At 61.1% G+C, this 26,273-nt stretch carries 24 protein-coding genes; 6 read left to right on the forward strand and 18 right to left on the reverse strand.

Annotation, left to right across the window (positions count from 1 at the left end; genetic code table 11):
• Positions 1-39 precede the first annotated feature (39 nt).
• From HBR94_RS03480 to tssA, 8 genes are read right to left on the reverse strand one after another with little or no spacing between them, the layout of a single operon-like run.
• A complete protein-coding gene (locus HBR94_RS03480) occupies positions 40-1,566 on the reverse strand; it encodes a sigma 54-interacting transcriptional regulator (protein WP_170044154.1) in 1,527 nt (508 codons plus the stop codon).
• Positions 1,566-4,139, reverse strand: a complete 2,574-nt coding sequence (gene tssH / locus HBR94_RS03485; RefSeq protein ID WP_170044295.1) for a type VI secretion system ATPase TssH — start codon at positions 4,137-4,139, stop codon at positions 1,566-1,568. Before tssH ends, HBR94_RS03480 begins: the two co-directional genes overlap by 1 nt.
• 2 nt (positions 4,140-4,141) lie before the next feature.
• A complete protein-coding gene (gene tssG / locus HBR94_RS03490) occupies positions 4,142-5,158 on the reverse strand; it encodes a type VI secretion system baseplate subunit TssG (RefSeq protein WP_169989803.1) in 1,017 nt (338 codons plus the stop codon).
• Complete coding sequence (gene tssF, locus HBR94_RS03495) at positions 5,122-6,891, reverse strand: type VI secretion system baseplate subunit TssF (protein WP_170044155.1); 1,770 nt, start codon at positions 6,889-6,891, stop codon at positions 5,122-5,124. Before tssF ends, tssG begins: the two co-directional genes overlap by 37 nt.
• Positions 6,881-7,300 (reverse strand): type VI secretion system baseplate subunit TssE, encoded by a 420-nt coding sequence (gene tssE, locus HBR94_RS03500; protein WP_170044156.1) that lies wholly within the window; start codon positions 7,298-7,300, stop codon positions 6,881-6,883. The genes tssF and tssE overlap by 11 nt, the downstream gene beginning before the upstream one ends.
• Before the next feature lie 14 nt (positions 7,301-7,314).
• Positions 7,315-8,790, reverse strand: coding sequence for a type VI secretion system contractile sheath large subunit (gene tssC, locus HBR94_RS03505; RefSeq protein ID WP_057959344.1), 1,476 nt, complete (start codon positions 8,788-8,790; stop codon positions 7,315-7,317).
• 27 nt (positions 8,791-8,817) lie between these two features.
• On the reverse strand, positions 8,818-9,315 hold the full coding sequence (gene tssB / locus HBR94_RS03510; protein WP_170044157.1) for a type VI secretion system contractile sheath small subunit: 498 nt from the start codon (positions 9,313-9,315) through the stop codon (positions 8,818-8,820).
• 31 nt (positions 9,316-9,346) lie between these two features.
• Positions 9,347-10,900: a type VI secretion system protein TssA gene (tssA, locus tag HBR94_RS03515; protein ID WP_170044158.1), complete on the reverse strand. Its 1,554-nt coding sequence runs from the start codon at positions 10,898-10,900 to the stop codon at positions 9,347-9,349.
• Positions 10,901-11,464: 564 nt separating this feature from the next.
• Here tssA and HBR94_RS03520 point away from each other — a divergent pair.
• A complete protein-coding gene (locus HBR94_RS03520; RefSeq protein ID WP_029291189.1) occupies positions 11,465-11,980 on the forward strand; it encodes an Hcp family type VI secretion system effector in 516 nt (171 codons plus the stop codon).
• Positions 11,981-12,036: 56 nt separating this feature from the next.
• On the opposite strand, the gene HBR94_RS03525 is transcribed toward HBR94_RS03520, so the two are convergent.
• Together HBR94_RS03525 and HBR94_RS03530 are read right to left on the reverse strand one after the other, a co-directional pair.
• Positions 12,037-12,858 carry an aldo/keto reductase gene (locus HBR94_RS03525; RefSeq protein WP_057436903.1) on the reverse strand — a complete coding sequence of 274 codons (822 nt, stop codon included), beginning with the start codon at positions 12,856-12,858 and terminating at the stop codon, positions 12,037-12,039.
• An 88-nt stretch (positions 12,859-12,946) separates the two neighbouring features.
• A complete protein-coding gene (locus HBR94_RS03530; RefSeq protein ID WP_057436906.1) occupies positions 12,947-13,972 on the reverse strand; it encodes an AraC family transcriptional regulator in 1,026 nt (341 codons plus the stop codon).
• Positions 13,973-14,189: 217 nt separating this feature from the next.
• Between HBR94_RS03530 and HBR94_RS03535 the strand changes: the two genes are divergently transcribed.
• Positions 14,190-15,134 carry a transporter gene (locus HBR94_RS03535; RefSeq protein WP_115128363.1) on the forward strand — a complete coding sequence of 315 codons (945 nt, stop codon included), beginning with the start codon at positions 14,190-14,192 and terminating at the stop codon, positions 15,132-15,134.
• A gap of 78 nt (positions 15,135-15,212) precedes the next feature.
• Here the strand turns inward: HBR94_RS03535 and HBR94_RS03540 are convergent, their stop codons facing one another.
• The 5 genes from HBR94_RS03540 to HBR94_RS03560 form a co-directional block, all read right to left on the reverse strand.
• Positions 15,213-16,424: a DSD1 family PLP-dependent enzyme gene (locus HBR94_RS03540; protein WP_170044296.1), complete on the reverse strand. Its 1,212-nt coding sequence runs from the start codon at positions 16,422-16,424 to the stop codon at positions 15,213-15,215.
• Between the two features lie 68 nt (positions 16,425-16,492).
• A complete protein-coding gene (locus HBR94_RS03545) occupies positions 16,493-17,881 on the reverse strand; it encodes a D-arabinono-1,4-lactone oxidase (protein WP_170044159.1) in 1,389 nt (462 codons plus the stop codon).
• A gap of 17 nt (positions 17,882-17,898) precedes the next feature.
• Positions 17,899-18,267: a c-type cytochrome gene (locus tag HBR94_RS03550; RefSeq protein WP_170044160.1), complete on the reverse strand. Its 369-nt coding sequence runs from the start codon at positions 18,265-18,267 to the stop codon at positions 17,899-17,901.
• A gap of 156 nt (positions 18,268-18,423) precedes the next feature.
• Positions 18,424-19,176, reverse strand: coding sequence for an outer membrane beta-barrel protein (locus HBR94_RS03555; RefSeq protein ID WP_170044161.1), 753 nt, complete (start codon positions 19,174-19,176; stop codon positions 18,424-18,426).
• A gap of 149 nt (positions 19,177-19,325) precedes the next feature.
• A complete protein-coding gene (locus HBR94_RS03560; RefSeq protein ID WP_120733308.1) occupies positions 19,326-20,159 on the reverse strand; it encodes an arylamine N-acetyltransferase in 834 nt (277 codons plus the stop codon).
• A gap of 159 nt (positions 20,160-20,318) precedes the next feature.
• Here HBR94_RS03560 and HBR94_RS03565 point away from each other — a divergent pair, with 159 nt between their 5' ends.
• Complete coding sequence (locus tag HBR94_RS03565; RefSeq protein ID WP_057436926.1) at positions 20,319-20,561, forward strand: DUF6555 family protein; 243 nt, start codon at positions 20,319-20,321, stop codon at positions 20,559-20,561.
• A 50-nt stretch (positions 20,562-20,611) separates the two neighbouring features.
• On the opposite strand, the gene HBR94_RS03570 is transcribed toward HBR94_RS03565, so the two are convergent.
• Positions 20,612-20,815, reverse strand: a complete 204-nt coding sequence (locus HBR94_RS03570; RefSeq protein ID WP_232544792.1) for a DUF6021 family protein — start codon at positions 20,813-20,815, stop codon at positions 20,612-20,614.
• A gap of 150 nt (positions 20,816-20,965) precedes the next feature.
• On the opposite strand from HBR94_RS03570, the gene HBR94_RS03575 reads away from it, so the two are divergent.
• Positions 20,966-21,487 carry a DUF3087 domain-containing protein gene (locus HBR94_RS03575; protein ID WP_057959334.1) on the forward strand — a complete coding sequence of 174 codons (522 nt, stop codon included), beginning with the start codon at positions 20,966-20,968 and terminating at the stop codon, positions 21,485-21,487.
• Positions 21,488-21,528: 41 nt separating this feature from the next.
• Here the strand turns inward: HBR94_RS03575 and HBR94_RS03580 are convergent, their stop codons facing one another.
• Positions 21,529-22,395: a Dyp-type peroxidase gene (locus HBR94_RS03580; protein WP_170044162.1), complete on the reverse strand. Its 867-nt coding sequence runs from the start codon at positions 22,393-22,395 to the stop codon at positions 21,529-21,531.
• A gap of 139 nt (positions 22,396-22,534) precedes the next feature.
• On the opposite strand from HBR94_RS03580, the gene HBR94_RS03585 reads away from it, so the two are divergent.
• On the forward strand, positions 22,535-24,160 hold the full coding sequence (locus tag HBR94_RS03585) for an NADP-dependent glyceraldehyde-3-phosphate dehydrogenase (RefSeq protein ID WP_170044163.1): 1,626 nt from the start codon (positions 22,535-22,537) through the stop codon (positions 24,158-24,160).
• Positions 24,161-24,299: 139 nt separating this feature from the next.
• Positions 24,300-25,364 carry an FUSC family protein gene (locus tag HBR94_RS03590; protein WP_057436936.1) on the forward strand — a complete coding sequence of 355 codons (1,065 nt, stop codon included), beginning with the start codon at positions 24,300-24,302 and terminating at the stop codon, positions 25,362-25,364.
• A 141-nt stretch (positions 25,365-25,505) separates the two neighbouring features.
• On the opposite strand, the gene HBR94_RS03595 is transcribed toward HBR94_RS03590, so the two are convergent.
• Complete coding sequence (locus HBR94_RS03595; protein ID WP_057445041.1) at positions 25,506-26,261, reverse strand: TetR/AcrR family transcriptional regulator; 756 nt, start codon at positions 26,259-26,261, stop codon at positions 25,506-25,508.
• Between the last annotated feature and the right edge of the window lie 12 nt (positions 26,262-26,273).

Here is a 26,273-nt window from a genome sequence, read left to right on the forward strand (position 1 = left end):
CCGAGCGCAACAGCCGGCGCCTGTCAGTCAGGGCTGGCATCATTCAGCGCTCCCCCTTGATACTTCACCGAAAGGGATATTCAGCCGCGCCAGGCGGTACAACAGGGTGCGCCTGGCGACTCCCAGCTCGCGGGCGGTGCGGGTGCGATTGCCGCGATTCTTGTGCAGGCAATCAATCAGCAAGCCACGTTCGACGCGCTCCAGGCGTTGGCGCAGCGTTGCGTCGCTGGCCTGTGTGGAGGACGCCAATGGCAACGACAAATGTTGCGGCAGGATCACCCCGTCGTCGCACAACAACACCGCGCGCTCCACCAGGCACTTGAGTTCGCGCACGTTGCCGGGGAAGCTGTGGCTGGACAGTTGATCCAGGGCCTGGTCCGACCAGGACACCGGTGCTCGCCCCTGGGTCGCGCAGGCCTGGCCCGCAAAATGGCGAGCCAATTGCCGTGCATCGCCTTCGCGATGGCGTAGGGCCGGCAGCTCGATTGGAAACTGCGCCAGCCGGTAGTAGAGGTCCTCGCGAAAGCTGCCCTGGGCCACCATTGCAGGCAGGTCGCGGTGGGTGGCGGCAATGATCCGTACATTCACTTTATGGGCGACGCGGGCGCCCAGCGGGCGTACTTCGCCCTCCTGCAATACCCGTAACAACTTGGCTTGCAGTGACATCGGCATGTCGCCGATTTCATCGAGCAGCAACGTGCCGCCGTCGGCGGTATCGAACAGCCCCGGTCGGTCCCGGTCGGCGCCTGTGAACGCGCCTTTGCGATAGCCAAACAGTTCGCTCTCCAGCAACCCTTCCGGGAATGCCGCGCAGTTCTGCACGACAAAGGCCCTGGACCGGCGCGGGCCCATGGCATGGATCGCCCGCGCGACCACCTCCTTGCCCGTGCCGGTCTCGCCGCACAAAAGCACGGTATAGGTACTGTCCAGCACCTTGCCGATCAGGCGGCAGGTCTCATCCATCGCCGTACTGTTGCCGATCAGGCCGAGACTTACGGGATGCAGCACGTTTTCGAGCACCGAATGGGCCGGCGGCGGGCAAGGCTCCGGTAACAGCGACCATTGGCGCAGCGCAAACACCGCCAACTGCCCCAGTGTCGTGGCGTACCCCTGCAGGTCGATGCTGCGTTCGGTTACGCATAACAACACGCCCTTCACAGCAAGGTGGCGATGGGTGACGGGGACGCACAGCAGCGATTGCCAGGGCACCGGGCCTGACGGAATAAAAGTCGTGTCATAAATGCTGTCTTGCAGGCCGCGGATGCTCAGGGGGCGCTTGTGCTCCAGGGCGAACTGCAGCAATTGCTGGTGCTGCTGATCAACTGCTGCACGTGCGCCGATATCCCCAGGCCCTGCATCTCGCCGGTATTCGGCAGCCAGCACCAGACCACGGTCGCCCTCATCTGCCAGGTACACCTGGCTGAGCGAGCACTGGCTCAACTGCACGGCGGCATGGGCAAGTTGGCCAGGCATACTTGCCCGATCGCTGTCGATGCCCATGTGCAAGAGCCACTGCACCAGCTGTTCGGCAGGATCAAGCGCCTGTGACAACGGGTTCTCCCTCATCACGCAAACTCACAGATTACGTGACCGTCGCCATCCAGCGTCCCGTGGGCACGCTGCAGATGCTCGTCCCTGGCCATTGCCTCAAGCAGGCGATCGACGACCAGGGGCAATAGATTGGCGTCGATCCATTGATCGACATACCGCGCCCCGCTGTCGCTGTGGGTACAGCGCTCTGCCAGGTAATCGACCAGCCGCGGGCAATAGCTGAACGCCAACTGGCGCTGCAACAAACGCTGAGCCAGGCGCTGTAATTTGCTTTTTACCAATTCCCGCAGCACCGCTCCGTCGATCGGGTAGTACGGCACTACGCGCATACGGGCCAGCAGCGCCGGCTTGAAATGCTGCTTGAGCAGCGGTGCAAGCGCTTCCTGCAACGCTTGTGGGGTGGGACGCGATGTAGCCCGGCACAGGTCGATGGTGCATTCGCTGCCCAGGTTGGAGGTCATCAGGATCAGGGTGTTGCGAAAATCGATCTCACGTCCCTCACCGTCATTGGCCCGCCCTTTGTCGAAGACCTGATAGAACAGGTTCATCACACCGGGGGGCGCCTTCTCGACTTCATCGAGCAGCAGCACCGAATAGGGCTTTTGCCTGACCGCCTCGGTGAGGACGCCACCTTCGCCATAGCCGACATACCCGGGCGGAGCACCTATCAGGCGCGACAGTGAGTGTGGCTCCTGGTACTCGGACATGTTGATAGTGGTCAGGAACCGCTCACCGCCATACAACAGCTCGGCCAGGGCCAGTGCCGTTTCTGTCTTGCCGACGCCACTGGGGCCGACCAGCAGAAACACGCCCACGGGCGCATCGGGGCGGTTCAGGCCTGCCGCAACCGCACGCATCGAGCGATCCAGCGCCTGTACGGCGTGCGCCTGGCCAAGAATGCGCGCCCGCAGATCGGTGGCGAAATCGCGGACCTGGGTGCTGTGCTCGCAGGCCACCTGGCTCAGCGGAATTCCCGTCCACGCGCTGACTACTTCCGCCACCAGCCGTGGGCACACTTCGAAGCTGACCAGGCGCTGGTGAGATTGCTCGGCCAGCAGACTGCCGTGGGCCTCGCACAATTGCTGCTCAAGCACCTCGATTGCCTGCCCCGACTGACGGGCCTGGCTCACCTGTATGCGCAGGGCCAGTATCGCTTCGGCCCTCTCGCGCTGGCGCGTCCAGCACTGCTTGAGGTGCTCGTGTTCGCAACTGATGGTTTGCAGGCGTGCAGCCAGAACCTGCAGCGCGCCCGGATCTATAGGTAACCCAGCGTCCCTATCGCGGCAAAGCGCCTGGTGCTGGCCGGTGCTTTCAGCCAGTTGCGCCGCCACGGCCTGCAACGCCGGCGGGGCTGTCACCAGGCTGATGCGCACACGGGCGCAGGCCGTATCGAGCAGATCCACGGCCTTGTCGGGTAACTGTCGCCCCGCCAGGTAACGGGCAGACAACTGCGCGGCGGCAACCACGGCGTCATCACGCACGTACACGCCATGGCTGGCTTCATACACCGCAGTCAGACCACGCAGGATGATCACTGCGTCATCGACACTGGGCTCCTGGACATGCACCGGCTGAAAGCGCCGGGCCAATGCGGGATCCTTTTCGAAGTATTTCTTGTACTCCGACCAGGTGGTGGCGGCGATGGTACGCAGCTCGCCACGGGCCAGCGCCGGCTTGAGCAGGTTCGCCGCATCGCCGCTGCCGGGCGCGCTGCCGGCACCGATCAAGGTGTGTGCCTCGTCAATAAACAGGATCACCGGCACCGGTGAAGCATTCACTTCGTCGATAACGCCCTTGAGCCGCCGCTCGAACTCGCCCTTGATGCTGGCACCGGCCTGCAGCAGCCCCATGTCGAGGACCAGCAGGCGCGTATCCTTGAGCACTGGCGGCACTTGCCCACAGGCGATCTGCCGGGCCAGCCCCTCGACCAGCGCAGTCTTGCCGACACCGGCCTCACCGACAATGATCGGATTGTTCTTGCGCCGACGCGCCAGGATATCGGTCAGTTGGCGGATTTCTGCGTCGCGGCACAATACCGGGTCAACCCGCCCCTCTAAGGCTTGCTGAGTCAGATCATGGGTGAAGCGCTGCAACAACGACTCATTGTTGGCGCCGGCTGTCCCACGGGAACCCTCAATCTCGGCGTTCAAGGCGAATTCAAGCAGGCGCTGCGCATCGAGGCGCGCCAGCAGCACCTGATAACGACTGCCTGCGTGAGACTGTGGGTTACGCAGCAAGGCGAGGATCAAGGCTGCGTCACCGACCTGGGATTGCGCCAATTCCAGCTGGGCAACCACCAGCGCTTGCTGCAACCATTGCACCAGCAACGGCGCAAACACCGGATTGCGTGAAGTGCCCTGGCCCACCCTGGGCTGCAGGGTGGCTTGCAACTCGCCCTGTTCGACACCGGCATCTTGCAGCGCGCGCACCAGCAATCCTTGCGGGTGCTCCAGTAGCGCCAGCAACATGTCCTCCACCAGGACTTGCGTCCCGCCCCGGGTCACACAGCGTTCGGCGGCACGCTCCAGGTCTCGGCGAGTGTGTGTCGTCAACACGCGAATCAGTTGTTGCAAATCCACATTCATCATCGTCATCCGTTTCTACCGAGTTTATTGGCCAGGGTGAGCACGCCATCCGCGCGCGCCTGCCCCATCCAACTGGTCCATCCCAGCCGGCACACATTGCGCTGGCCTATATGCAGCGCCCGTACCTCCTCAGTACGCAGCACCAGACGCAGGTCATAGTCCAGCGGATCGCGCACGGCGAAACGCACCAGCGCGCCAAGCGGAGAGTGGCTTGCGCCGGTGGGCAGAAAATCATGAAACCGCTGCCAGTCGAGGTTCTGGATATGCACCCTGAACTTGCCGGCACGGTCGACGACCTGCCGCCCCAGGACCAGGTTCTGGCCCAGAAGGCTGCTGGCCTGACCCAATTGGTTGCGTTGCCTGCGGGCAATCACCACCTTGCGCTTGACGCACTGTTCGATCAGCAACTGCGGGTGCTTGAAGTAGTAACGCAGCACCGTTTCGATAAGCGCCGCCGAATGGGCGCGCATACCCAGCAAGCCCAGGTAGGGCAGCAGGCGCTTCCAGTCCAGTTGCGTCGCGCCCCGAACGGCACGGCCGCCCAGGCCTATCAGGGCGAACATCTGCTCGGAAAACGGGTCGCTGGCTCCCGCCCGAAAGCACGCCCGGTAGCGGTACTTGCGCCACAAAGGCAGCATCAACCGATGCAGGCGGTGGTGAAACAAGTCGAGAAAGTCGCCGACAGGATTACCGCCCGCCCGTTCGGTCAATGCGTGTTCACCATAAAACGCCGGCAGTGGCGAATTCGCCCCCACCAGTCCCAATACGTTGAGGCGCAAACGTGCGCGCAGTTGCCCGCCCTCGACAAAGAACGTCACCCGGTCAATATCGTTGCCGGGAAACCCCAACCCCGGGTTGGCCTGGAACTCCAGGCGTTCATACAGCGCCTCATCGCCCAGGGACGGATGGGCGTCACGCAAACGCTCGATCACCTGCGAGATCGCCTGGAACAGCGAGTACTCGCGAATGGTCCGCGACAGTTCGGTTAAAGCAGAGCCTGCAGGCCCATCCGGGATGGCCATAGGTACACCTCTCCTTGTGTGCTGGTAACACGCAGTTCGTGATACGAGTTGAGGCTCGCATACAGGGCAAAAAACTCGTTGAGGACCGAGGCAAACACAAACAGGTCGCCCTCTCCGAGGAAGTGCTGGAGGTCGACGGTCAGGTCGATTGCCACACCTCGAATCGGCAAACCGCCGTGTAATCTGTCAATCGGCCGCTGGCTGATCGAGCGCAACCCGCCCAGCCTGCGGATGCTGACTTTTTCCGCCTGGCGATCGTGGTAGCGCGGCAGGTCATAGGTCTCGAGCACCACTTTCAGCGCATTGATATCGCTCAGGGACAGGTAGTTGAGCGACATGTTGCTGATCAGCTTCCAGAGAAAGTCGCTGTCCAGCGGGGGCGCAATGCCAGGGGTGGCTGCCGTGATATTGCTGAAAGACAGGAATTCGGGTGTTTGCTCGCACGCTTGATTGATGTCACCGATACGCAATTTGCGCGGCAAATCATGGTTGGTGCAGGTCATCTCGACAGACAGGGTTTCCTGATCACCGGACTGGCGTCTGCCAAAGCTCAGGTAGGTATCCAGTCCGCTGTGTTGCACGGAGGGCCGCTGGCGGATGCTGTAGCACGCGGTCTGCTCATCGTGCTCGAACGACTCGAATGGCACGTACGTCTGGTAGCCCAGGCCACCCGGACGCCATCCCGTGACCTGGTCGACGGAGAACACCGCGCAATGGCCTGGCGCATAGTCAGCCCCCAGCAGCAGATACTCGTCCTGCCGGCCATCCAGTCGGATCGGCACTCCATCGTGCTTGAACAGGTTGACCACCGGCGTGCAAAACAGCTTCACGTTGTCCAGTGTGGGCTGCACCTGCTCGGGATTGCGCTGGCCAAGCTTGAAGCGCAACTCAACGCCCCGCACCTGTTTGAGCACGTCAACCGGCAAGGTTTGCAGAACATCCAGACCACCGACGTCGACAAACAGATACTTCTCTGGAAACGCAAAATACTCCTGCAGATGCCGATACCCAGTGAACGCATTCGGCGGATAAGGCAGCAATGCCTCTGCTTCTGAAAAACCTGCTGGCTGAACCCCGCAGGCCGGCAGTTGCAGTGACCGCACCTGCCCGTCATGGGCCAGCAGCGGTTCGCCCTGGCCATCGAGTAGCAGCAGTTCGATACCGTGCAGGTGGCGCAGCAGACTCACGTACAGCATCTGGCTGACGTAGCGTTCCCCGGCAAAATGCAAGCGCAGGTGCTCAAGCACCAGTTCGCCCATATGTCCTTCGGCGGTCATCTCCAGGCGCAGGCTCAACAAGGCACCCTCGCCCTGGGCCGAGTATTCCAGCGCGCTGATTTGCAGGGGCAGCACATCCGTTGCATAACAGGTGCGAAAACGGCAACGCTCACCGTCAATCGCCACACTTTCCACCGGCGTGTCCCGCTCGACCGTGACTGCCGGCCCGGCACGCAGCAGCGGTGCGAACTGCAACATGCTGAACGCGGGTAACGGGCGCATGTAGTTGGGCCACAACAGGTGCATCAGCGAATGGCTGAGCTCGGGCAACTGGTCGTCGAGCTTCTGTCGCAAGCGGCCCGTCAGGAACGCAAAGCCCTCAAGCAACCGCTCGACATCCGGATCCCGGCCACTGTCCCCGAGGAACGGGGCAAGCGCCGGATTGCGTTCGCAGAAGCGTCGCCCCAACTGCCGCAAGGCATTGAGTTCGCTCTGGTAATAGCGGTTAAAGGACACCTGGGGCGACCTCGACACGTCCATTGCCCGTCAGGCTTGCGCAAAACACCACGTTCTGCACGACGCCGTCGATGGTCAACGCGCCCTGGATATCAAAGGCCAGGGCCAGCGGGTCGCGATCCCGTGGCAACGCAACGACCCGTACGTTGCTCAAGCGCGGTTCGTAGGCCGCGATAAACCGCTCGATCAGAAAGCGTGCCTGGCTGAGGGATTCGTGCAGGCTCAGACGCATGTCATTGAGGTCCGGCAGGCCATAGTCGGGCAGCGTCTGCACACTGCCCGCCCGGGTGCTGAGCATGTTGCCCAGGTGGGTGGCCACCGACGCGGCGACACAGGCGAGTGGCGCGCGCCCCGTCGACTGAGGCGTGGTGCCTGCAAGGCGCTCAAGGAAGCCGCTGTAGTGACTCATCTCAGGCCCCCGGCTCATTCTTTATCGAGCTTGCCAACCAGGAACAGGGTGAAATCTGCCCCCATGTATTTGAAATGCGGGCGTACGCTGAGGTTGATGCGATACCAGCCCGGCTCGCCATCGACGTCACTGACGACGACCCGTGCCGCCCGCAGCGGACGTCGCCCCCGCACCTCGGCGCTGGGGTTCTCCTGGTCGGCCACGTACTGGCGGATCCACTTGTTGAGCTCCAACTCCAGGTCGGTGCGCTCCTTCCATGAACCCAACTGCTCGCGCTGCAGCACTTTCAAATAGTGCGCCAGGCGGTTGACGATCATCATGTACGGCAGTTGGGTGCCCAGCCTGTAGTTCAACTCGGCGGCCTTGCCCTCGGCGCTGATGCCGAAGCGCTTGGGTTTCTGCACGGAACTTGCGGAAAAGAACGCCGCGTTGTCGCTGCCCTTGCGCATCGTCAGGGCAATGAAGCCCTCCTCCGCCAGCTCGTACTCACGACGGTCGGAGACCAGCACCTCGGTGGGGATCTTGGTTTCGATTTCGCCCATGCTCTGGAAGTGATGCAGCGGCAGATCTTCCACCGTGCCCCCGCTTTGCGGGCCAATGATGTTGGGGCACCAACGGAAGCGGGCGAAGCTGTCAGTCAGGCGCGTGGCAAAGGCGTAGGCAGTATTGCCCCACAGATAATGCTCATGACTGCTGACCACATGCTCGTTATAGGCGAAGGTCTTGACCGGGCAGTCCACCGGGTCGTAGGGCGTTCGCAGGAGAAAGCGTGGCACCGTCAAGGCCACGTAACGGGCATCCTCGCTCTGGCGGAAGCTCTGCCATTTGGCAAACTGTGGCCCTTCGAAGTGGTCTTTCAGATCCTTCAGGTCCGGCAGGCCGGTAAAGCTCTCCAGACCGAAGAAACCCGGCCCGGCGGCGGCAATGAACGGTGCATGAGCCATGCAGGCGACGCTGGATACGTATTGCATCAGCTTGACGTCAGGCGCGCTGGGCGACAGGAAATAGTTGGCGATGATGGCGCCGACAGGCTGACCACCAAACTGACCGTATTCGGCGCTGTAGGTATGTTTGTAGAGGCCCGACTGCACAACCTCCGGCGAGTCCTCGAAATCGTCCAGCAGGTCCTGCCGCGAGACGTTAAGCAGCTCGATCTTGATGTTTTCCCGGAAGTCGGTGCGATCCACCAGCAGCTGCAAACCCCGCCAGGCCGCTTCCAGTGCCTGGAAGTCGGGATGGTGGAGGATTTCGTCCATTTGCCGGCTGAGCTTGGCGTCGATCTCGGCAATCATGCGGTCCACCAGTTGTTTCTTGACCGGCTCGCCTCGGTTTTGTGGCTTGATCAATTCCTCGATAAAGGCCGCCACACCGCGCCTGGCGATGTCGTAGGTTCCATCATCGGCCGTCAGGCGGGTCTGGGCGATGATGTCGTCGAGAATGCTGTATGCGCTATCCAGGGGGGTAGCCTGGGCGCTAGGGCTAGTGGTCATAAGGTCAGTGTCCTTTTACTGAGAAAGTCATGGGTTGGGGCTGTTCAGCCCCAGTTCGGCCAATACCCGTGCACGGGCCTGGTCATTGGCCAAGGCGCTTTCTATGGCCTTGCGAAAGCTCGGTGTATTGCCCAGGGGGCCTTTGAGCGCCACCAGTGCCTCACGTAACTCCATCAGCTTTTTCAATTGCGGAACCTGCTCGACCAGTTGGGCCGGGTTGAAGTCCCGCATGGCGTTGATGCGGACCTGGATGGGCAACTCATCGGCTTCATCGGTTTCCTGCAATCGATTGGGAACACCCAGCTGCAGACTCAAGGCTTGCTTGGCCAGCACCTCGTCGAACGTGTTTTTGTCGATACTGATGGGCTTGCGGTCTTCGACCTTGCGCGTGTCTTCGCGCTGGGTGAAGTCACCCAGGACCAGCAGCTTCAGGGGTAGCTCAACTTCTTCCTGGGCACCGCCTATGGCCGGTTTGAACGTGATGTTGATGCGTTCCTTGGGGGCGACCGAACCTTCTTTGGCCATGATGTTTCTCCTTTGCGTAATGACGGAAAACCTATTGGAGTACCGCTTCCAGATCGACCTGACACAGCTTGCGATAGACATCGTCCTTGCGCTCGCGCAGACCATGGCCCTGGGGCAATACGTCGTAACAGGCGTACAGCAGTTGCAACACCTCCAGGGTCAGGTCCGGCTCCCAGCGATGCAGGCTGCCGTGCTGCAACTCCTGCTCAAGCTGTTCAAGCTGGATCCTGGCCAACTCATGCTTGGCACCCTGGATACACAACCGAGCCAGGCCCAGGCGCCAATAAAACCGGGCACGGTCACCTCGCGCAGCCTGCATGGCGTTTTTGTAGGCCTGGACAGCGGCCTTCAGCCCCTCCTTGCGCAGCAACGGAGCGACCGTCTGCAAGGCCTCCTCCCATGGCGCCGGACCAACTCTGGCAATATTCCTGGGCGGCACCCTTGCCTGCAGGTGGTGACTGACCTGGCTGTCGATCCACCCGCGAGTGGTAGCGTCGGCAAAGGGTGTTCCATCGTGGAAGCGCAATTGAACGACCCCCGGTAATCGTTGCAGCAACAGGGCGAACTGAATCTCTGTCTCGACCATCGCCAGTTCGGCCTGCAGCGCCTGGAGGCACTCCCAGAGCATGCGCACGCCGTCAAACCAGAAAGGCGCGCCCGCCAGGCTGGCCTCAAGCTCCAGCAACAGGTCGGCGTAATGCCCTTGGGCAAAGCGCTCCTGGTAGCGCTTGAGTTTGTCGGGCAGCAACCCACGCAACGGCGTTATCTGTTCGCTGTTGCTATCGGGAAGACCAGTGATACCCAGCCAGCCCAGCGTCCGGTTCAGGCGCAAGGCCCGCAGGTCAGTGGCGTTCTGGCGCAGCCACCAGGTACACAGCGGTCGAGCGCCGTCCTGCAGCGTACGCAGGAGCCTGTGAACGTCTTTTTCGTTGTTCACCACCGGCTCAGGCGCCAGCAGTTGGGTCGCGACCTGCTTGACCTGGGCAACCACCCCGCTCACCCCGGATGGCGGCGGATCGTTCTCCCGGGCCTGTTGCAGCTTGTCCGCCAGTTGCCTGCGCGCAGCCAGTAGCAACGGCGCATCGTCCCCCAGGTGCCTGACCCACAACTGGTCAAGGTCGGACAATTGCACGGCCAGGCACTGGAACAGGGAACGCTGGTGCTTGAGCGAAAAACTCTGCGCCAACACCGGTTCAATGCGCTGTACCAACCAGCCAAAGGCCGCAATGCGGGTACGCTGCTTGAGGGGGTGAACCGTCGCCCAATGGTGCTCACACAGGTCGCGCAACAGGCCGAGCCCCGCGAGCAGGCCGGAAAAGGACTCGCGTTGATACAGAGCCCATGTCAACCAGGCAACCACCCGCAAATCCTTGGATTCGTGACGCAACAAGGCTTCACTTTGGTCCACTACGGACTGCCAGTCCGGCTGGCTGTTGCCATGGATCGAGCGGGCTTTTTCCAGCTCACTTTCCAGCGCTTCGTATCCCGCCGAAAAACGCATATCCTCCCCTGCAAAACAGTCAACCGAAATCGGCGACCGGGCAAGTTTCAAGTAATAAGCAGAAAGTTTGTCTGAATAAACCATGATGGCCGCAGTGTGCTGATCAATGCTCAATTAAAGTAGGGCAAGCATCTATATAAACGCCAACACCTCACTTACTGAATTTCGTTTCCGTGTAGCGACAAGTACGAACCATAGCCAGCTGTATTTTATTGGGCAAGTCAGCCAGGCGCACTTAAGGAGATTCCTACAAAATCAAAGCAGCCCGCAATTTTGTAACTAAGCGTGCTCAACGACCCTCTTCCCACCCAATAAAACAGCCCATTTTATTGGGCGACATACCTGCCAGCACCCTTGCGCAAAAAGCTGCGCACACTTTCCAGGCAAGCTGCATTAAAACTATATATCCACCTATCAACACTGCGACGTACGCTGACCAGGCAATTAACTGCGCACTACTGCGCAAACAAACTCAACTTCAAAGACTAAAGCCCTTCTAACTCGGCGCCTATTAAGTCTCCACCACGAACAAGCGCCCTTATTTTATTAGGCCGACTGAAATCCGGCACACTTCTTGTTAGTAAGCAGCGCCCATCCGGCAACGGCGCCCCTCGGCGCAAACTTATCTGTCAGGCAAGGAAACCCGTCATGCCAACACCCGCATACCTCTCGATCACCGGCACCAAGCAAGGTTTGATCACGGCAGGCACGTTCACCCAGGATTCGGTAGGCAACATCTATCAGGAAGGCCACGAGGATCAGATCCTGGTCGAGGCATTCCAGCATCAGGTCATCATTCCCCGCGATCCGCAATCGGGCCAGCCAACCGGCCAGCGTGTCCATAAGCCGCTGATGATCAGCAAGGTATTCGATAAATCTTCGCCGCTGCTGTTCAGCGCGCTGACGTCCGGGGAAATGGTCAAGTGCCGCCTTGAGTGGTATCGCACATCATCCGCCGGTACCCAGGAGCACTACTTCACCATCGAGCTGGAGGACGCGATCATCGTCGACATCCAGTCACGGATGCCCAACTGCCAGGATCCGGGAAATGCGCATTTCACCCACCTGGAAGATGTGCACTTTACCTACCGCAAAATCGTCTGGACCCATGAGGTTTCGGGCACTTCAGGCTCTGACGACTGGCGCAGCCCGGTGGCCGGCTGAAGCCCGACCCGGCAGCAACGGCGTCGCAAGCTGCGATGCCGTAGCAGTCGGGTGTGTCACACCATCGCCAACGGATGCTTGCGGATTGGCGCGCCGAATACCCGGTCGATGGCATCCAGGTCATGCTCGTCAAGAACCAGCCTGGCCGCCGCCGCGTTGAGGCGCACGTGTTCGGGGCTCACGGCTTTGGGGATGGCGATAACGCGGTCCTGCCGCAGTACCCATGCCAGGGCCACTTGAGCCGGTGTGGCCTCGTGTCGACGGGCAATCTGCTTGAGGGTGGGGCTGCTCAGCAGGTCTCCTCCCTGGGCGATCGGGCAGTACGCCATCAACGGCAGGTTGTGTTGTTGCCACCAGGGCAGCAGATCGAACTCAATGCCGCGCTGCTCGATGTTGTAGAGCACCTGATTGGTGGCGCAGGCGGGTGATGCCAGCTCCTGAAGATCCGATACGTCGAAGTTGGACACGCCCCAGCGCCCGATCTTGCCGGCATCACGCAGCCGCTCAAAGGCGTCAACCGTTTCTGCAAGAGGGTATTGCCCGCGCCAGTGCAGCAGATACAAGTCGATGTGATCGGTGCCCAGGCGCTTGAGGCTGGCTTCGCAGGCCCGTGGGACCCCGGTTTTACTGGCGTTGTGCGGGTAGACCTTGCTGACCAGGAACACCTGGTCCCGGCGCCCCTGGATCGCCTCCCCGACCACTTCTTCCGCACCGCCTTCGCCGTACATCTCGGCGGTGTCGATCAGGGTCATGCCCTCGTCGATACCCAATTGCAGGGCAGCGACTTCCGCTGTTCGCCGTGCAGAATCTTCCCCCATACGCCAAGTGCCTTGGCCGATGACCGGAACCGGGGTACCCGCCAGATCAATGGTGCGCATGCCAACCTCCAGATAAGTGTGCGTTGCCATCATGTGGCACTGCCCGCGCCACAGGGTTCAATGCAAATCCACGGCCACGCGCCGGTCCTCAGCCCACGCTGCGAAACGCACTGGGACTGAGCCCCGTCCAGCGCTTGAACGCCCGGCGAAAGCTGCGTACGTCACTGTAGCCGACCTCTTGGGTAATACGCTCGATGGACAGCCCGGGGTTGCCCAGCAAACCCATGGTCCGGGCACGACGCACCTGTTCCAGCAAGGCTTCGAACGTCAGCCCGTGGTCGGTCAGGCGCCGACGCAGGGTGCGCCCGCTCATGTTCAGGTCACTGGCGACCTTCTCCAATTGACTGCCCTGCAAGTCGCGGGAAATAGCGCGCTCCACCGCCTGGATCAGGTCCATTTTGCGGTGCAGCTGGGCACTTTCCAGTTCCAGCAGGCCAAGGGCCTGGCGCAATGCCAGGGCATGGTGATTGGGCAATTGCACGTCGAGCCAGCGGGCCTCAAGCACCATGCGGTTGTGCAGGCAGCCAAAACGCACATCATCACCGAACAAGCGCTGGTACTCGGCGGCATACACCGGCGGCGCATGCATGAACTCCATGCGCAACGGCTTGAATTCGCTGCCCACCAGGGTCCGACCGTAGACCATGAGGCTGGCAAAGAACTCTTCGGCGGCAAAAACCTGGACGTCGGCATAGGGCAGCAGGCATTCGACCTCGACCATGACCTCCAGCGCGCCTTCAAGGGTGCGCGAGGTGGCGATGCCGCCGGAGGTGTGCTGGTGCCGTTCGCCCACGGCAAAGGCATCGCGCAGGGTCTTGCACAACGAAATGACATGCCCCAGCAAACCCAGGGTGCCCAGCACATTCTGATTGCCGACACACAGGCCCAGACCCTGCTCAGGCATGACCTTGAGGGCCCGCTGGATCATCGCCACGGCCTGGCGGTAGGAAATGCGCAGCGCCGGGTCGTCCAGGTCCGCCAGGGTGAACCCCAGGCCACGGCAAAGATGCTCGGCATTGGCGCCCTTTTTCGCCACAACCTGCCCCAGGGTTTGCAGGAGAAAGGGCGAGACCAGGGCCAATTCGTAATGTGGATCAACGGTTTTGCTGTGCATGGATCTGCGATTCCCGACTGTATGCCCGGTTATTGTTTTAGAAACATCCTGACAATCATAGGTGCTTGCAAGGCTCGCCGCACTCTGAATGAACGCTGTCCGGCAAAGCCCCCTTATGTGGCCGCCAATACCCTGCCCACTAGGGCGCCAAGGGCTTATTTGTATGGGCCAGGCCCCGGTGAGGGCCGACCTTCCAACAATAATAATGAGCCCTGACATGAATCCGACCCGTGCGCTTGCCCCCCTGCCCTTTGCCCTGGCGCTTATCAGCATCAGCCTGCCGACCCTGGCCACCGAGGGCGGCGTAGACAATATCGGCCCTGGTACCGACGGCTTTTACATCCTGCCCCTGGATGTCGATCACCTGCCGGACCACATGTTCGCTTTCAACCTTTACTACAACCACTATGAAGCGACGAAACTGGACATCAGTTCCCTGGGGGGCAAAGTGCCGCAGGTGAAGATCCGCTCGGACGCGATCATCCCGCGCCTGGATTACCTGAGCCCGTTGCGGGTGTTTGGCGGGCGGTTGGGCGGCTACATCGCGCAGCCTTACCTCAAGCAACAAGTGGCGCTGTTCGGCATGTCTGACCAGCGCGAAAGCATGGGTGACACCACCATCGCGCCGATAATCCTGTGGGACCTGGGCAAAAACCTGACCCTGGGTGCCGCCGTGGAAATCACCGTGCCTACCGGTGAGTACGATGCTTCCCGCCTGGCCAATACCAGCAACAACTTCTACACCTACAAGCCCCTGGTGTCGGTGACATGGCTGCCTGACGAGCGCACTGAGCTGTCGATCAAGACCACCTACAGTTTCAACAAGGAAAACCACGCCACGGACTACCGTTCCGGGCAGATTTTCCACTTCGACTACTCGGCCAGCTACAAGGTGACCGACAACCTGAGCCTGGGTATCAATGGCTACTATCTCAAGCAGACGACTGACGATAAGCAGTACGGGCGCACTGTCACCAATATCTACGGCGAAGATGTCGACGATGGGGTGCGGGGCCAGGTGTTTGCGGTGGGGCCGGCGGTGTACTTCACCTTTCTCAAGTACGCCAGTGCGGAGATTCGTTGGGCCAAGGAGTTTGATGTAGAGAACCGGCCGGAAGGCGATATGTTGTGGGCCAAGCTGACGATTCCGTTTGCGTTGTAGGATCCGCCTGAAGCGAGGGGGCTTGCCACAACAAGCCCCCCTTGCCACAGGCCAGTTCCTGCGCAGGAGTGCGTCATTTCAACCGCTGTAAACCGGCCAACTGTCGACAATTTTACCGCCGCGCACCGCCAGCAGATCGCCAAACTGCAAGAGCACCGATTCAGTCTGGGTCGGGCGCATGAACACCTGATCGTCGATGTTCAAGCCAACCCCCGGCGAGCCATTGACCATCTCCTGATTGGAGCTGCGGCCATACAAGCCATTACTTTGCAGCCCCGAGGGCGACTCGAACTCGGCCATCCAGTTGCCACCATAGATAAAAAACGTCGCGCGCTGGTTGCGATCCCACCAGGACAACAACCGGGATTTATCATCCAGCGCCGGGATGTTGACCGCGCCGGTGCTTTTGAGCACTGGCGTGGCAATGTAGGCCGCCGGGACGTGCTCGCTGAGGGATGGCAAATCATAGTGCGTTGGCTTGAGCATGGCGGTGCCCACGGAAACTTCACTGCTCAGTTGCTCCTGCTCATGCATCCCATAGCTGGGGCTGCCAGCGGTATTGAGTGTCAGGCCGGCATGCCACAGCCCTGCAAACTGCTGGCGGGTGAAGTCGACAAAGCCGTTGTAGCGCTGCATGACCTTGTCGAACAACGTCTGGGGCGAGCCAAGGATGCCCGGCACGCCCATGCCGACAAACGGGTCATAGCCCATGAAGCCGGCAAATTCCAGGTGCCGGGGGTGTGCACTGATCAACCCCAGCATCTGCCCCAGCACCGTGTTATCGCTGATACCGCCGCGGTGCAGGCCCACATCCAGTTCGATATTGATCCGCAGCCGTGTACCCAGGCCCTGGGCCAGCGCCAGGTATTGTTGCAGGCGCTGTGGCGTATCCAGCAGCCACTGCAATTGCCGGGCGGGGTCGAAGGGCCCCTGATGGCCTTGATAGAACAGCTCGGCAGAACGCACCGGCAACGGCTTGCCCAGCAGGATATCGGCGTCGGGAAACACCTGGGCGTCATGGTTGAGAAAGGGTTGGTGAAACGACATCAGGCGCTGAGTGCCGGCGCGCTTGGCAATGTAGGCCAACAGGCCCGGCGCAGGCAGGGATTTTTCCACCAGCCGTAGGTGTTTACCTCCGCGCTGCACCGACTGCATGACGATGTCGATATTGTGATCCAGGCGATCCAGGTCAATCAGCAGCACCGGACGCATCGGCCCATGGGCTTTGAGCTGCTGGTTCAACTGGCGAAAGTATTCGCTGTAGGGCGAGCCCCGGTCAGCCGGACGCAGCAGCGCCGCGCCCGCCACCAGCAACGCACCGGCGCCGAGGGTGCCGACCATGAAATGTCTGCGGTTCATCAGGCTACTCCCAGGATTGATGACAGGTGTGCATTAAGGAATTTGCCGCCGGGGTCCAGGGCCTGGCGCACCCGCGCGAACTCGTTCCAACGCGGATACAGGGCCTGCAGGGCGCGGGCATTGAGGGTGTGCAATTTGCCCCAGTGCGGCCGGCCGGCGTATTTCCAGAAGATGGGCTCGATCGCGGCAAAAAAGTTGTGATGGTCCATGGTGTAGTGCTGGTGCACCGAGATCGAACAGCTGTCGCGGCCTTCAAACATGCTCAAGGGAATATCGTCAGCCTTGACGTAGCGGTACTCGATGGGAAACCAGGTGCGCAGGTCTTTGTCGCGGATCAGCTTGAGGATTTCCCGCAGGCAGGCCGGACCGTGCTCGGCGGGCACCGAATACTCCATCTCGTTGAACCGCACATTGCGCACGTTGGCGTAGACCTCGAACGATTCAGCCACACGGTCCTGGAAACTGGCGAAATAGCGCAGGCTGTTCAGCAGCGTGCGGCGGGTTGCGGGGAAGTCGCTGGCATATTTGTCGAGGTTCTCGATAATCGACACAAACTCATTGCCGCCCGCCTCTGCCGGGTCGATTGGCGGGGTTGGCGCGTCGGTGGTTTCGTTGAGGGCGATGGACAGCGCGTAGTCGGAATGTGTCACCACCAGCATCTCCCAGTGCTGGTTCTCGCGGGTGTTGTTCGCCACGTCCTCCAACAGCGCTTCGGTCGGCGCTATCCATTGGCGCTCACGCAGACGGTAAGGGGTGCGGTTTTGCATGCGCACGCGGGTGGTCACGCCGAGCGCGCCCAGCGACACCCGGGCGGCGTTGAACAACTCGCGCTCACGCCCGGCGTCGCAGTCCAGCACCTCGCCCTCCGCCGTCACCAGTTGCAGGCCGGTGACACCGGCTGAGTACGAGGTAAACCCAACCCCGGTGCCATGGGTCGAGGTGGAAATGGCGCCGGCCAGGGTCTGATAGTCGATGTCCGCCATGTTCGGCAGGGCCTGGCCGACAGCCTTGAGCGCCGGCCCCATGCGTGACATGGGCGTGCCGGCGGCGAAGGTGGCTTGCAGGCTGCTGGCATCGTGCTCGAGCAAACCATTGAAAAAACTCAGCGACAGTAATGTGCCATCTGTCGGTACCAGGGCACTGAATGAATGGCCCGAGCCCACCGGGCGGATCTTGCCCGGCGCCTGGCGAATGATCTGCACCAACTCCCCCAGGTCCTTGGGCGCCAGCCGCTCAAGGGGCAGGCAGCTTTGGGCGCCCGACCAATTGCGCCAGGGGATCAAACGCGGCGCGCGCGCCAATTGGGCCAGCGCCGGGTTACTGCTGATTGCCATAAATACGCCGGCCACCGCCGAGCGCTGCAACAGTTGCCTGCGTGAAAGCACCATTACCTACCCCATTGTTGTTATTGGATATGAACACCGGCCATAAAACTGATCAGCCCCAGGAACTGGTCCTCGGAACACTGCATGCACAGGCCCATCGGCGGCATGCCGTTGTAGCCGTTGAGGGTGTGGTCCAGCAGGGTGTCCGCGCCCAGGGCAACACGCGGGCTCCAGGCCTGGCTGTCGCCGGTCAACGGCGCGCCGGAGGCAGGGTTGGCGTGACACAGTTTGCAACTGGTGTCGTAGAGCTGGGCCAGCGCCGTGTCGGCAGGCATGGCGTTGCTTGCCATGGCAAGCTGCGGGGGATGTTGCGGTTTGTCGTCACAGGCGGCCAGCAGGCCAAGCAAGGCCAGCAGCAAACCCATGCGGCGGGAGGTCGTAGACCACATAGCCAGCCTCTCTTTTTTAGTATGAACAGCTGGGTTCACACTAAGTCAGGGACGGCGCGGCGTTGAGGGTATTGGGGGACACAAAGGGGGGCTTGGGCGGACAGGGTCGGGCGACCGGCGCTCCATTACAGAACGCCGGCGCCCGCAATAGCCGGCTTAGAAAGCCAGACCGACCTTGAAGCCGTACTCATCGCGCTTGAGCTTGGTGTTATCGGCCACTTCGGAGTCCGCGTCGAGCTTGTACTCGGTACGGGTGTAGTACAGGCCCGCCATCACCGGCAGGTCGCCGTTCTGGTTCATCAGCAAGCTGACTTCGGCGTAGGGATTAGTGCGGTCCTTGAGGTCCACGGTGTCGCTGCCAATGCCGTCAACCTTGAGCTTGGCGCGGCCGTCAATGGTATGGCGGGCGCCCACTTCGACGCGCATGGTCATGCTGTCGAACTGATGGTTGTAACCCACCGCCGCCTTGGCAAACGGCGACTTGTTGGTGAGTTTCATGTCGTAGTCGCCAGAGTCCGGCTCATAACGGGTCCAGCTGTAGCCACCGCCGACCAGCACATCGACAAAGTTGCGCGCATCCAGCGCGGCGCGCCAGCCCAGGTCGAGGTCGACCTGGCCTTCCTTGAGTTTGTTGTCGCTTTTCTTGCCAAACTTGGCGTCCACGCCGGCCTGATAGATAAAGCCGGATTCGGCAGTCAGCTTGTTGCCAAAGTTATAGAACAGGCCGGCTTCCGGCATATGGTCCTTGTCGCTTTCGCTACCGCCTTCAAGCTTGAAGTCGTTGTAGCTGCCGAGGATACCGAAGGTGGAAATCGGATCGGTGGACGGCGCAGCGAATACCATCGCCGGTGCGGCAACCAGGGCCAGGACCGAGGAGTTCTTGAGGATTTTTCCGAATAGTTTGGACATCGTTTTACATCTCCTTTTTTAGGTGGGCAAATTATTCAAGAAACGGTTCGAACCCCCTGTTTTGCAAAAGGTTCGATTTAATTTGCCTTGGAGTTGGAGGTAAAACGCTTCAGCGAAGGCTCTGGATCAGGCCTTCCAGAGTAGGCCTATCAGCTATCGGCCAATAGTTGCGCCAGTCGCGGGCGTAGCTGTGGGTGCTTGGGCACGCGTAAACCAAACGCTTCACGCAGCAGTTCCAGCAATTGATCGACGTCGGTGATCGAGCGTTTTTCGCTGTCACCGCCCACGTGATGAACGGCGTAGTTGCCGTTGTTTAACGTACGCCGCAGGCCGGGCCCGATCAGCGCCACTTTCAACTGTTTGATGAACGGCGAATCGGGGTGGGTCGAGACATACCAGTTGCCCAGTTCATAGTCGAAGTGCGACTGCGGCTGCAGGTCGAACACGTACAGCCCTCGCCATTCCTCGCCAACCTGGGCCCACAGGGTGTAGCTGCCGTCCTTCAAGGTCAGGCGATAGGGTTCATGGGCCGTGGCCTGTGGCGCCAGATTGTCCAGCTGCAGCGGGCTGCTTGGCACCATGCCACCAAACGCGACATCGCTGATGTAGCGCACACCCGCCAGGGTCACCAGGCTCAGGCGATGGGTACGCGGGGTGTGGGCATCAGGCGGCCCGCCTATGACTACTCGACCGGTGATGCCCCGAGCATCGAAGCCCAGCTCTTGCAACAAGGCCAGGAACATCTGGTTCAGTTCGTAGCAATAACCTCCCCGCCCGTCGAACAGGACTTTTTGCTCGATGCTGGCCAGATCAAGGGGCACTGGCAGTTGCGCCAACACCGAGAGGTTTTCGAAGGCGAAGGTACAGACATGGCGCAATTGCAACTGCGCCAGGGTTTCCAATGTGGGTGCTGGCGGGCTGTCATACCCCAGGCGTTGCAGGTACAGGCGGCTGTGGGTCAGGTTCGGTGAATCCTGGGACATGGCGCGATCCTTGGGCGCGGGCGAAGGTTTCACTAATACCCGTAACCGTTGCCGCTGCCAATACTGATCTGTGGCAATAGATCGTAGGAATGGGGCGCAAACTTTCTGAACCTTTCTGAACCTAATTGCATCAACTCCATATCAAAACAGGGAGGCAATATGGGCACGGCAACGATCTACACCATCCAATACAGGCTGCATGGCGAGCCCAAGTCTTTTGTAGTGCGTGCGGAGGTGATGAATAACGCCGAGGCATGGCATTGGGCCAGCTGTGACGCCGGGGTGGCCCACGTCGGGCGCATTGGCCGTCCTGGCCACGAGCGCACCAAGAAGACCACGCGGCCATGGGCGGAGAAATACGGTATCACCGACGTCACCTGGATCGCCCCCAAGCGCCTGTAGGGGCTGCGGCAGGAGCTGGTTTGCCAGCTCCTGCACTGATGGGCGTGAAGTTATGGTTTCAGATCGCCCAAGGGATCATAAGCCGGCTGCTTGCCGGCTTTGTGCTTCTTGTCCAACGGCGCAATGGCCGGGCCGACCGGGTCGACCTGCGGGTCGGCCACATCCGGTGAGTCTGGGTCAAACCCCAAATCGTGCTGATCACTGGCGTGTTCCGACGAATGCGGGCCATCGGGCTTGTTCGATTGCTCAGTCACAGTCATCTCCTTCGCTTTGCTGACGATGCATACATGCGTTAGAGAAAACCCCGGCTGCCATCGTTCAACTTTCTCACGCCCACCCACAAACCATGAGAAGATGCCGCGCCGCGCAATACCCCTACTTAGTTCATGGAGACTGCATCCCGCATGTTTGAGATCAAACCTGTCGATCCGCAAACCTATCGCCAGCAGACCCGCCGCAGCACGCTGATTGTCGCGGTGATCTTCATCGCCCTGGCCATGCTGCTGTCGAGCCTGGCCGTGATGCTGTTTGGCGAGCCCGGCGGCGACAACTTTCGTTTCAATATCGGGGGAGTGGCGGCCGGCGTAGTGCTGACTATCGCCCTGGTACGCGGTCCGCTCTGGTCACAGGCCTGGCTGGCGCCGGCGATCTATGGCTGGCAGCTCAAGCGCAGCCTGATGCGGGTGACCAATGTGATGCACAAGGTGACCGAGCGGGTCCAGGCCAACGACCCGACGGCGATGAAGCTGCTGCGGTTCTATCACCTGGGGCTGACGCAGATGCATGAACTGGACGCCAATTCCAGCGCCCAGGCGCAACTGGTCGGGGAGATCGAGAAACATAAGGCGCAGATGAAGGCGCTGGGAATCAAGGCTGAACAAACGCGCCTGGATCCAGCGTGGCTGGAAGCCATGCGCGGCGCCTGACCTCATAGGAGCCCGTTTGTGGGCTCCTACAAGCGTTTGGCTCAGGCCGCGAAGATCGCGCCCAGGTCCAGACGCCCATCCTTGAGCGGCGGGCACCAGTAGTAGCCACCGGTCAACGGTGTGCTGATGCGGTACAGGCCATCGACAATCCCGTCTTCCAGGCCGCTCATGCGGCGCAACTGAGCTTCAAAGGCGTCAAAGGAGTGGCCGAACGCGAGGAACATCAACCCGGCCTGGCCATTTTCGGCCCAGGGCATGGAACGGCGCACCACAAAGGCTTCGGGGGTGAAGCTCTCCTGGGCGGTGCGCTTGACGTGGGCGGACTCGGGGGCGTCGTCCAGCTCTTCGTTATCGCCATGGCGACGCCCGATGATGTGGTCGCGCTCCTGGGCCGGCAAGGCGGCGAAACCGTCCAGGTCGTGTTGCCATTGCTGGATTGCGGCAAAGCTGGCGCCACTGCCGGCAACGGCGGCTTCGACGGCGGCGTCGTCATGGGGGTTTTCGGTGCCGTCTTCGTAGCCGGTCAGGTCAAAGCCGGTCTTGTAGCGGAAACCTTCAGTCATCTGCACCAGGCGAAAGCCCGGCGCCAGGGCTTTTTCAAAGGCCCGGCTGCGCAACAGCAACTCACCACGGTCTTCGCCATGCAACCAGCACCACAGCGCCTGTTGGGTGGATGGGTTGTGGGCACCCGGCGCCGAGATGGGCGCAAAACTGCGCAGCCCTTCGATGTGCGCGCCCAGTGCCTTGACCAGCGGCTCACCCAAACCCACCACCACTGCCGAGTCGACCAACTGCACCAGCGCGTCGAGCGCTGCCGGCACGGCGTCGATGGACTCGATGGCGAAAAACAGATGGCGTGCCTGCAACGGCACCGGTGCGGCAAGAATGCCCGGCTGGTACTGACTCATATGAACTCCTTCAAGAAAGCCGCGTAGTTTACCCGCCGCGCCCCAGTGTGCGTAGGGAAATGCGTGTAAGCCTTGCAACAGAGCCCTCCGATGGGGGAATCTCTGACTCAAGCTTTGCAACCACTCCAGGGGTAGCGACATGACCACCACTCACCTGCTTGCCAATCTGTTCCCGACCGCCGAAGGCATTCCCGAACAATTTCGCCTCGCCGCCCCCATCGAGCAACGCGACTATCTGGTGGACGGCCAGTTACGCACCTGGAACGGCCCGTTGGCCCAGGTGCGCAGCCCTGTCCAGTTGGCCGGTGCCGACGGCGACACCCCCGTGATTATCGGCAGCACGCCGCTGCTGGATGCCGAGACCGCCCTGCTCGCCCTCAACGCCGCAGTTCGGGCCTACAACCGTGGCCAGGGCCAATGGCCTACGATGCGGGTGGTCGAGCGTATCCAGCATGTCGAGGCGTTTTTGCGGCGCATGCGCGAACAGCGCGATGCCGTGGTGAAACTGCTGATGTGGGAAATCGGTAAGAACCTCAAGGATTCCCAGAAGGAATTCGACCGCACCTGCGACTACATCACCGACACCATCAATGCCCTCAAGGAGCTGGACCGCCGCTCCAGCCGCTTCGAGCTGGAACAGGACACCCTCGGGCAGATCCGCCGCGTGCCCATGGGCGTCGCCCTGTGCATGGGCCCCTATAACTACCCGCTCAATGAAACCTTCACCACACTGATCCCGGCGCTGATCATGGGCAACACCGTGGTGTTCAAGCCGGCCAAGCTCGGCGTCCTGTTGATCCGGCCATTGCTGGAGGCCTTCCGCGACAGCTTCCCGGCCGGCGTCATCAATGTGATTTATGGCAGCGGCCGCGAGACCGTCAGTGCGCTGATGGCCAGCGGCAAGGTGGATATCTTTGCGTTTATCGGCACCAACAAGGCAGCCAGTGACTTGAAGAAGCTGCACCCGCGCCCACATCGCTTGCGAGCAGCCCTGGGGCTGGATGCGAAGAACCCCGGCATCGTATTGCCTGAGGTCGACCTGGATAACGCGGTCAACGAAGCGGTCACCGGCTCGCTGTCGTTCAACGGCCAGCGCTGTACCGCGTTGAAAATCCTGTTTGTGCATGAAGCCGTGGTCGAACGTTTTATCGAGAAGTTCAACCACAAACTCGCCAGCCTCAAACCGGGAATGCCCTGGGACGAAGGTGTGTCGCTGACGCCGCTGCCGGAAGCAGGCAAGGTGGATTACCTCAACGGTCTGGTAGCCGACGCGGCGCAACACGGGGCCAAGGTAGTGAACGCCAATGGCGGTGCCAGCCGTGGCTCGTTCTTCTACCCGGCGGTGCTGTACCCGGTGAACCCACAGATGCGGGTGTACCACGAGGAGCAGTTCGGCCCGGTGGTGCCGATCGTGCCCTACCGCGACCTGGACACGGTGATCGACTACGTCCTGGAGTCGGATTTCGGCCAACAGTTGAGTATCTTCGGCACCGACCCGGCGCAAGTCGGGCGCCTGGTGGACACCTTCGCCAACCAGGTGGGCCGGATCAATATCAACGCCCAGTGCCAGCGCGGCCCGGACACCTTCCCGTTCAATGGCCGCAAGAACTCGGCCGAAGGCACGTTGTCGGTGCATGACGCCCTGCGGGTGTTCTCGATCCGCACCCTGGTGGCAACCAAGTTCCAGGACAGCAACAAAGCACTGATCAGCGATATCATTCGGGACCGGGCGTCGAGCTTTTTGACCACCGACTATATTTTCTAAACTGCTCCCATGTAGGCGCGGGCTTGCCCGCGATGCAGGTGCCTCGGTGTGTCAGTGACTCCGAGGTGATGCGATCGCAGGCAAGCCAGCTCCCACATTGGACCTCATAACATCTAACGATGAGGCCTTCTTAATCCCGATGAATCTGCCGCCCTTCGCCCGCCGCCTGTTGCGACCGCTGCTCGACCCCTATCGCCGTTATCGTCATGCCAAACTGATCCACGCGGTACGGGTTTCCATCGGTCTGCTCGCGACCATCCTGCTGACCACCGGTATCAACCTGCCCCACGGTGAATGGGCCTCGGTGACCATGCTGGTGGTGATTGGCGGCCTGCAGCACCACGGCAATATCGGCAAGAAAGCGGTGGAGCGGGCCTATGGCACGCTGATCGGGGCCAGTGTCGGCCTGCTGCTGGTGGCGCAACAGGCTTATCTGGGCCAACCCTTGTTGACCTACCTGTTGATGTCGGTGGTGTGTGGCTTTTTTTCCTATCACGCCATCGGCAAGGGTGGATACACCGCGTTGCTGTCGGGGATCACCGTGTTCATCGTCGCCGGCCACGGGGACAACCCACTGTCCGATGGCCTGTGGCGCACCGTCGATATCCTGATCGGCATCGCCCTGGCCCTGGCGTTTTCCTTCGCCCTGCCGCTGTATGCCGTGTACTCCTGGCGCTACAACCTGGCCAGCGCGCTGCGCGACTGCGCCGCCATCTACAGCCGGATCATCAGTGGCCAGTCGGTCACCGATGACGAGCACCTCAAGCTGCTCAATCGCTTGAATGCGGCGATGTTGCAACTGCGTTCGTTGATGCCGTCGGTGTCCAAGGAAGTGCGGATTTCCATGACCGAGCTGGATGGGATCCAGCGCCATCTACGGATGTGCATCAGCACCCTGGAAATTCTCGGCAATACCCGCCCTGACCCACGGGATGAGCAGGCCATGGCGCGCTTGCAACTGGCGCTCAAGGCTGAGCATCGGCAGATTCGTGTGCAGTTGATCGGGATGGCGCGGGCCCTGCAATCCGGCGCCACGCAACGCTTGGAACGAACCAGCCTTGCTGCGCCTGATCCCCAAGCTGCCCTGGAGGCGCCAGTGCACAGTGCGTTGGATGGCTATCGGTTATTGACCGCGCAACTGGCGGCAAATGTCGACGCGATGCACGCCCGATTGGCAAAAAGTGCCAAGGCGTGGAAAATCTGAAAAACGCTGCAACTTAATATTGGATCCACATTTTTTTCACGTTTTATTCACATCCGCAGACGTACTGTGAAGCCTCATCCGTTACAAACGTTGTACATCAAGCCCGCCGCCCCAGCGGGCTTTTTTTTGCGCGTGATTTGCTCAGCGCGCAACTTTACCGGTTGCCGGCAGCGCCGACTGGCCGCGAATCGCACGCTGGGTATCGAGTACCCGCGCCAGCGCTGTTTCAGCTTCCGGGCTTTGCTGCGGCACACGAATGGCCGCCGAGACCAGGGTGATCAGCTTGGCCATGACTTCGGCGTCGGTGGCCGGACGCCCGAGGCTCATGGAGTTCATCAGCAGGCGCAGTTCGGTCCCGGCCATCACCCCGGAAATCGCCTTGAGGGCAAATTGTAGGCGCACCCCCAGCTCATTGCGCGGCAGGTCGGGCAACGCCAGGGCGAAGGCTTCGAAGAAGCGCTGGAACACCGGCTGGTAATGCACCTTGAGGTATTCCTGGATAAACGGTGAGGTATCGCTGTAGACCCGCCCGAGGAAACGAATAAAGGACCGCCCCTCGCCGCTGGCCGGATCACTGCGCTCCAGGCCCATGGCCGGGGCGAACAGCACACCCAGCAAGGTGTCGCAGTCGAGCGGGCCGTCAGACTCGGCCTCACACCGGGCGAGCAATTCCAGGCGCTGCTCGTTGAGCGGCTCCAGGCGTTGCATCAGTAATGTTTTCATCAGGGAGTCCTTGTCCCCGAAGTGATAATTTACTGCGGCGAGATTGACCTGAGCCTTCTCGGTGATTTGCCGCAACAGCACGGCGTCGTAGCCGTACTTGATGAAAAGAGCCTCTGTCGCATCCAGCAGTCGAGTCTTGGTTACATTTGGAGCGCTGAGTTTCTTCGCGACCATATAAGTTCCACG

The sequence above is a fragment of the Pseudomonas sp. WS 5412 genome (assembly GCF_012985615.1).
Lineage (GTDB): Bacteria > Pseudomonadota > Gammaproteobacteria > Pseudomonadales > Pseudomonadaceae > Aquipseudomonas > Aquipseudomonas shahriarae.

Excerpts from the sequence above, each read along its gene's own strand:
- HBR94_RS03480 (WP_170044154.1), bottom strand. The coding sequence starts at position 1,566 with ATGAGGGAGAACCCGTTGTCACAGGCGCTTGATCCTGCCGAACAGCTG.
- tssH (WP_170044295.1), bottom strand. The coding sequence starts at position 4,139 with ATGATGAATGTGGATTTGCAACAACTGATTCGCGTGTTGACGACACAC.
- tssG (WP_169989803.1), bottom strand. The coding sequence starts at position 5,158 with ATGGCCATCCCGGATGGGCCTGCAGGCTCTGCTTTAACCGAACTGTCG.
- tssE (WP_170044156.1), bottom strand. The coding sequence starts at position 7,300 with ATGAGTCACTACAGCGGCTTCCTTGAGCGCCTTGCAGGCACCACGCCT.
- tssC (WP_057959344.1), bottom strand. The coding sequence starts at position 8,790 with ATGACCACTAGCCCTAGCGCCCAGGCTACCCCCCTGGATAGCGCATAC.
- tssB (WP_170044157.1), bottom strand. The coding sequence starts at position 9,315 with ATGGCCAAAGAAGGTTCGGTCGCCCCCAAGGAACGCATCAACATCACG.
- tssA (WP_170044158.1), bottom strand. The coding sequence starts at position 10,900 with ATGGTTTATTCAGACAAACTTTCTGCTTATTACTTGAAACTTGCCCGG.
- HBR94_RS03520 (WP_029291189.1), top strand. The coding sequence starts at position 11,465 with ATGCCAACACCCGCATACCTCTCGATCACCGGCACCAAGCAAGGTTTG.
- HBR94_RS03525 (WP_057436903.1), bottom strand. The coding sequence starts at position 12,858 with ATGCGCACCATTGATCTGGCGGGTACCCCGGTTCCGGTCATCGGCCAA.
- HBR94_RS03530 (WP_057436906.1), bottom strand. The coding sequence starts at position 13,972 with ATGCACAGCAAAACCGTTGATCCACATTACGAATTGGCCCTGGTCTCG.
- HBR94_RS03535 (WP_115128363.1), top strand. The coding sequence starts at position 14,190 with ATGAATCCGACCCGTGCGCTTGCCCCCCTGCCCTTTGCCCTGGCGCTT.
- HBR94_RS03545 (WP_170044159.1), bottom strand. The coding sequence starts at position 17,881 with ATGGTGCTTTCACGCAGGCAACTGTTGCAGCGCTCGGCGGTGGCCGGC.
- HBR94_RS03550 (WP_170044160.1), bottom strand. The coding sequence starts at position 18,267 with ATGTGGTCTACGACCTCCCGCCGCATGGGTTTGCTGCTGGCCTTGCTT.
- HBR94_RS03555 (WP_170044161.1), bottom strand. The coding sequence starts at position 19,176 with ATGTCCAAACTATTCGGAAAAATCCTCAAGAACTCCTCGGTCCTGGCC.
- HBR94_RS03560 (WP_120733308.1), bottom strand. The coding sequence starts at position 20,159 with ATGTCCCAGGATTCACCGAACCTGACCCACAGCCGCCTGTACCTGCAA.
- HBR94_RS03565 (WP_057436926.1), top strand. The coding sequence starts at position 20,319 with ATGGGCACGGCAACGATCTACACCATCCAATACAGGCTGCATGGCGAG.
- HBR94_RS03575 (WP_057959334.1), top strand. The coding sequence starts at position 20,966 with ATGTTTGAGATCAAACCTGTCGATCCGCAAACCTATCGCCAGCAGACC.
- HBR94_RS03580 (WP_170044162.1), bottom strand. The coding sequence starts at position 22,395 with ATGAGTCAGTACCAGCCGGGCATTCTTGCCGCACCGGTGCCGTTGCAG.
- HBR94_RS03585 (WP_170044163.1), top strand. The coding sequence starts at position 22,535 with ATGACCACCACTCACCTGCTTGCCAATCTGTTCCCGACCGCCGAAGGC.
- HBR94_RS03590 (WP_057436936.1), top strand. The coding sequence starts at position 24,300 with ATGAATCTGCCGCCCTTCGCCCGCCGCCTGTTGCGACCGCTGCTCGAC.
- HBR94_RS03595 (WP_057445041.1), bottom strand. The coding sequence starts at position 26,261 with ATGGTCGCGAAGAAACTCAGCGCTCCAAATGTAACCAAGACTCGACTG.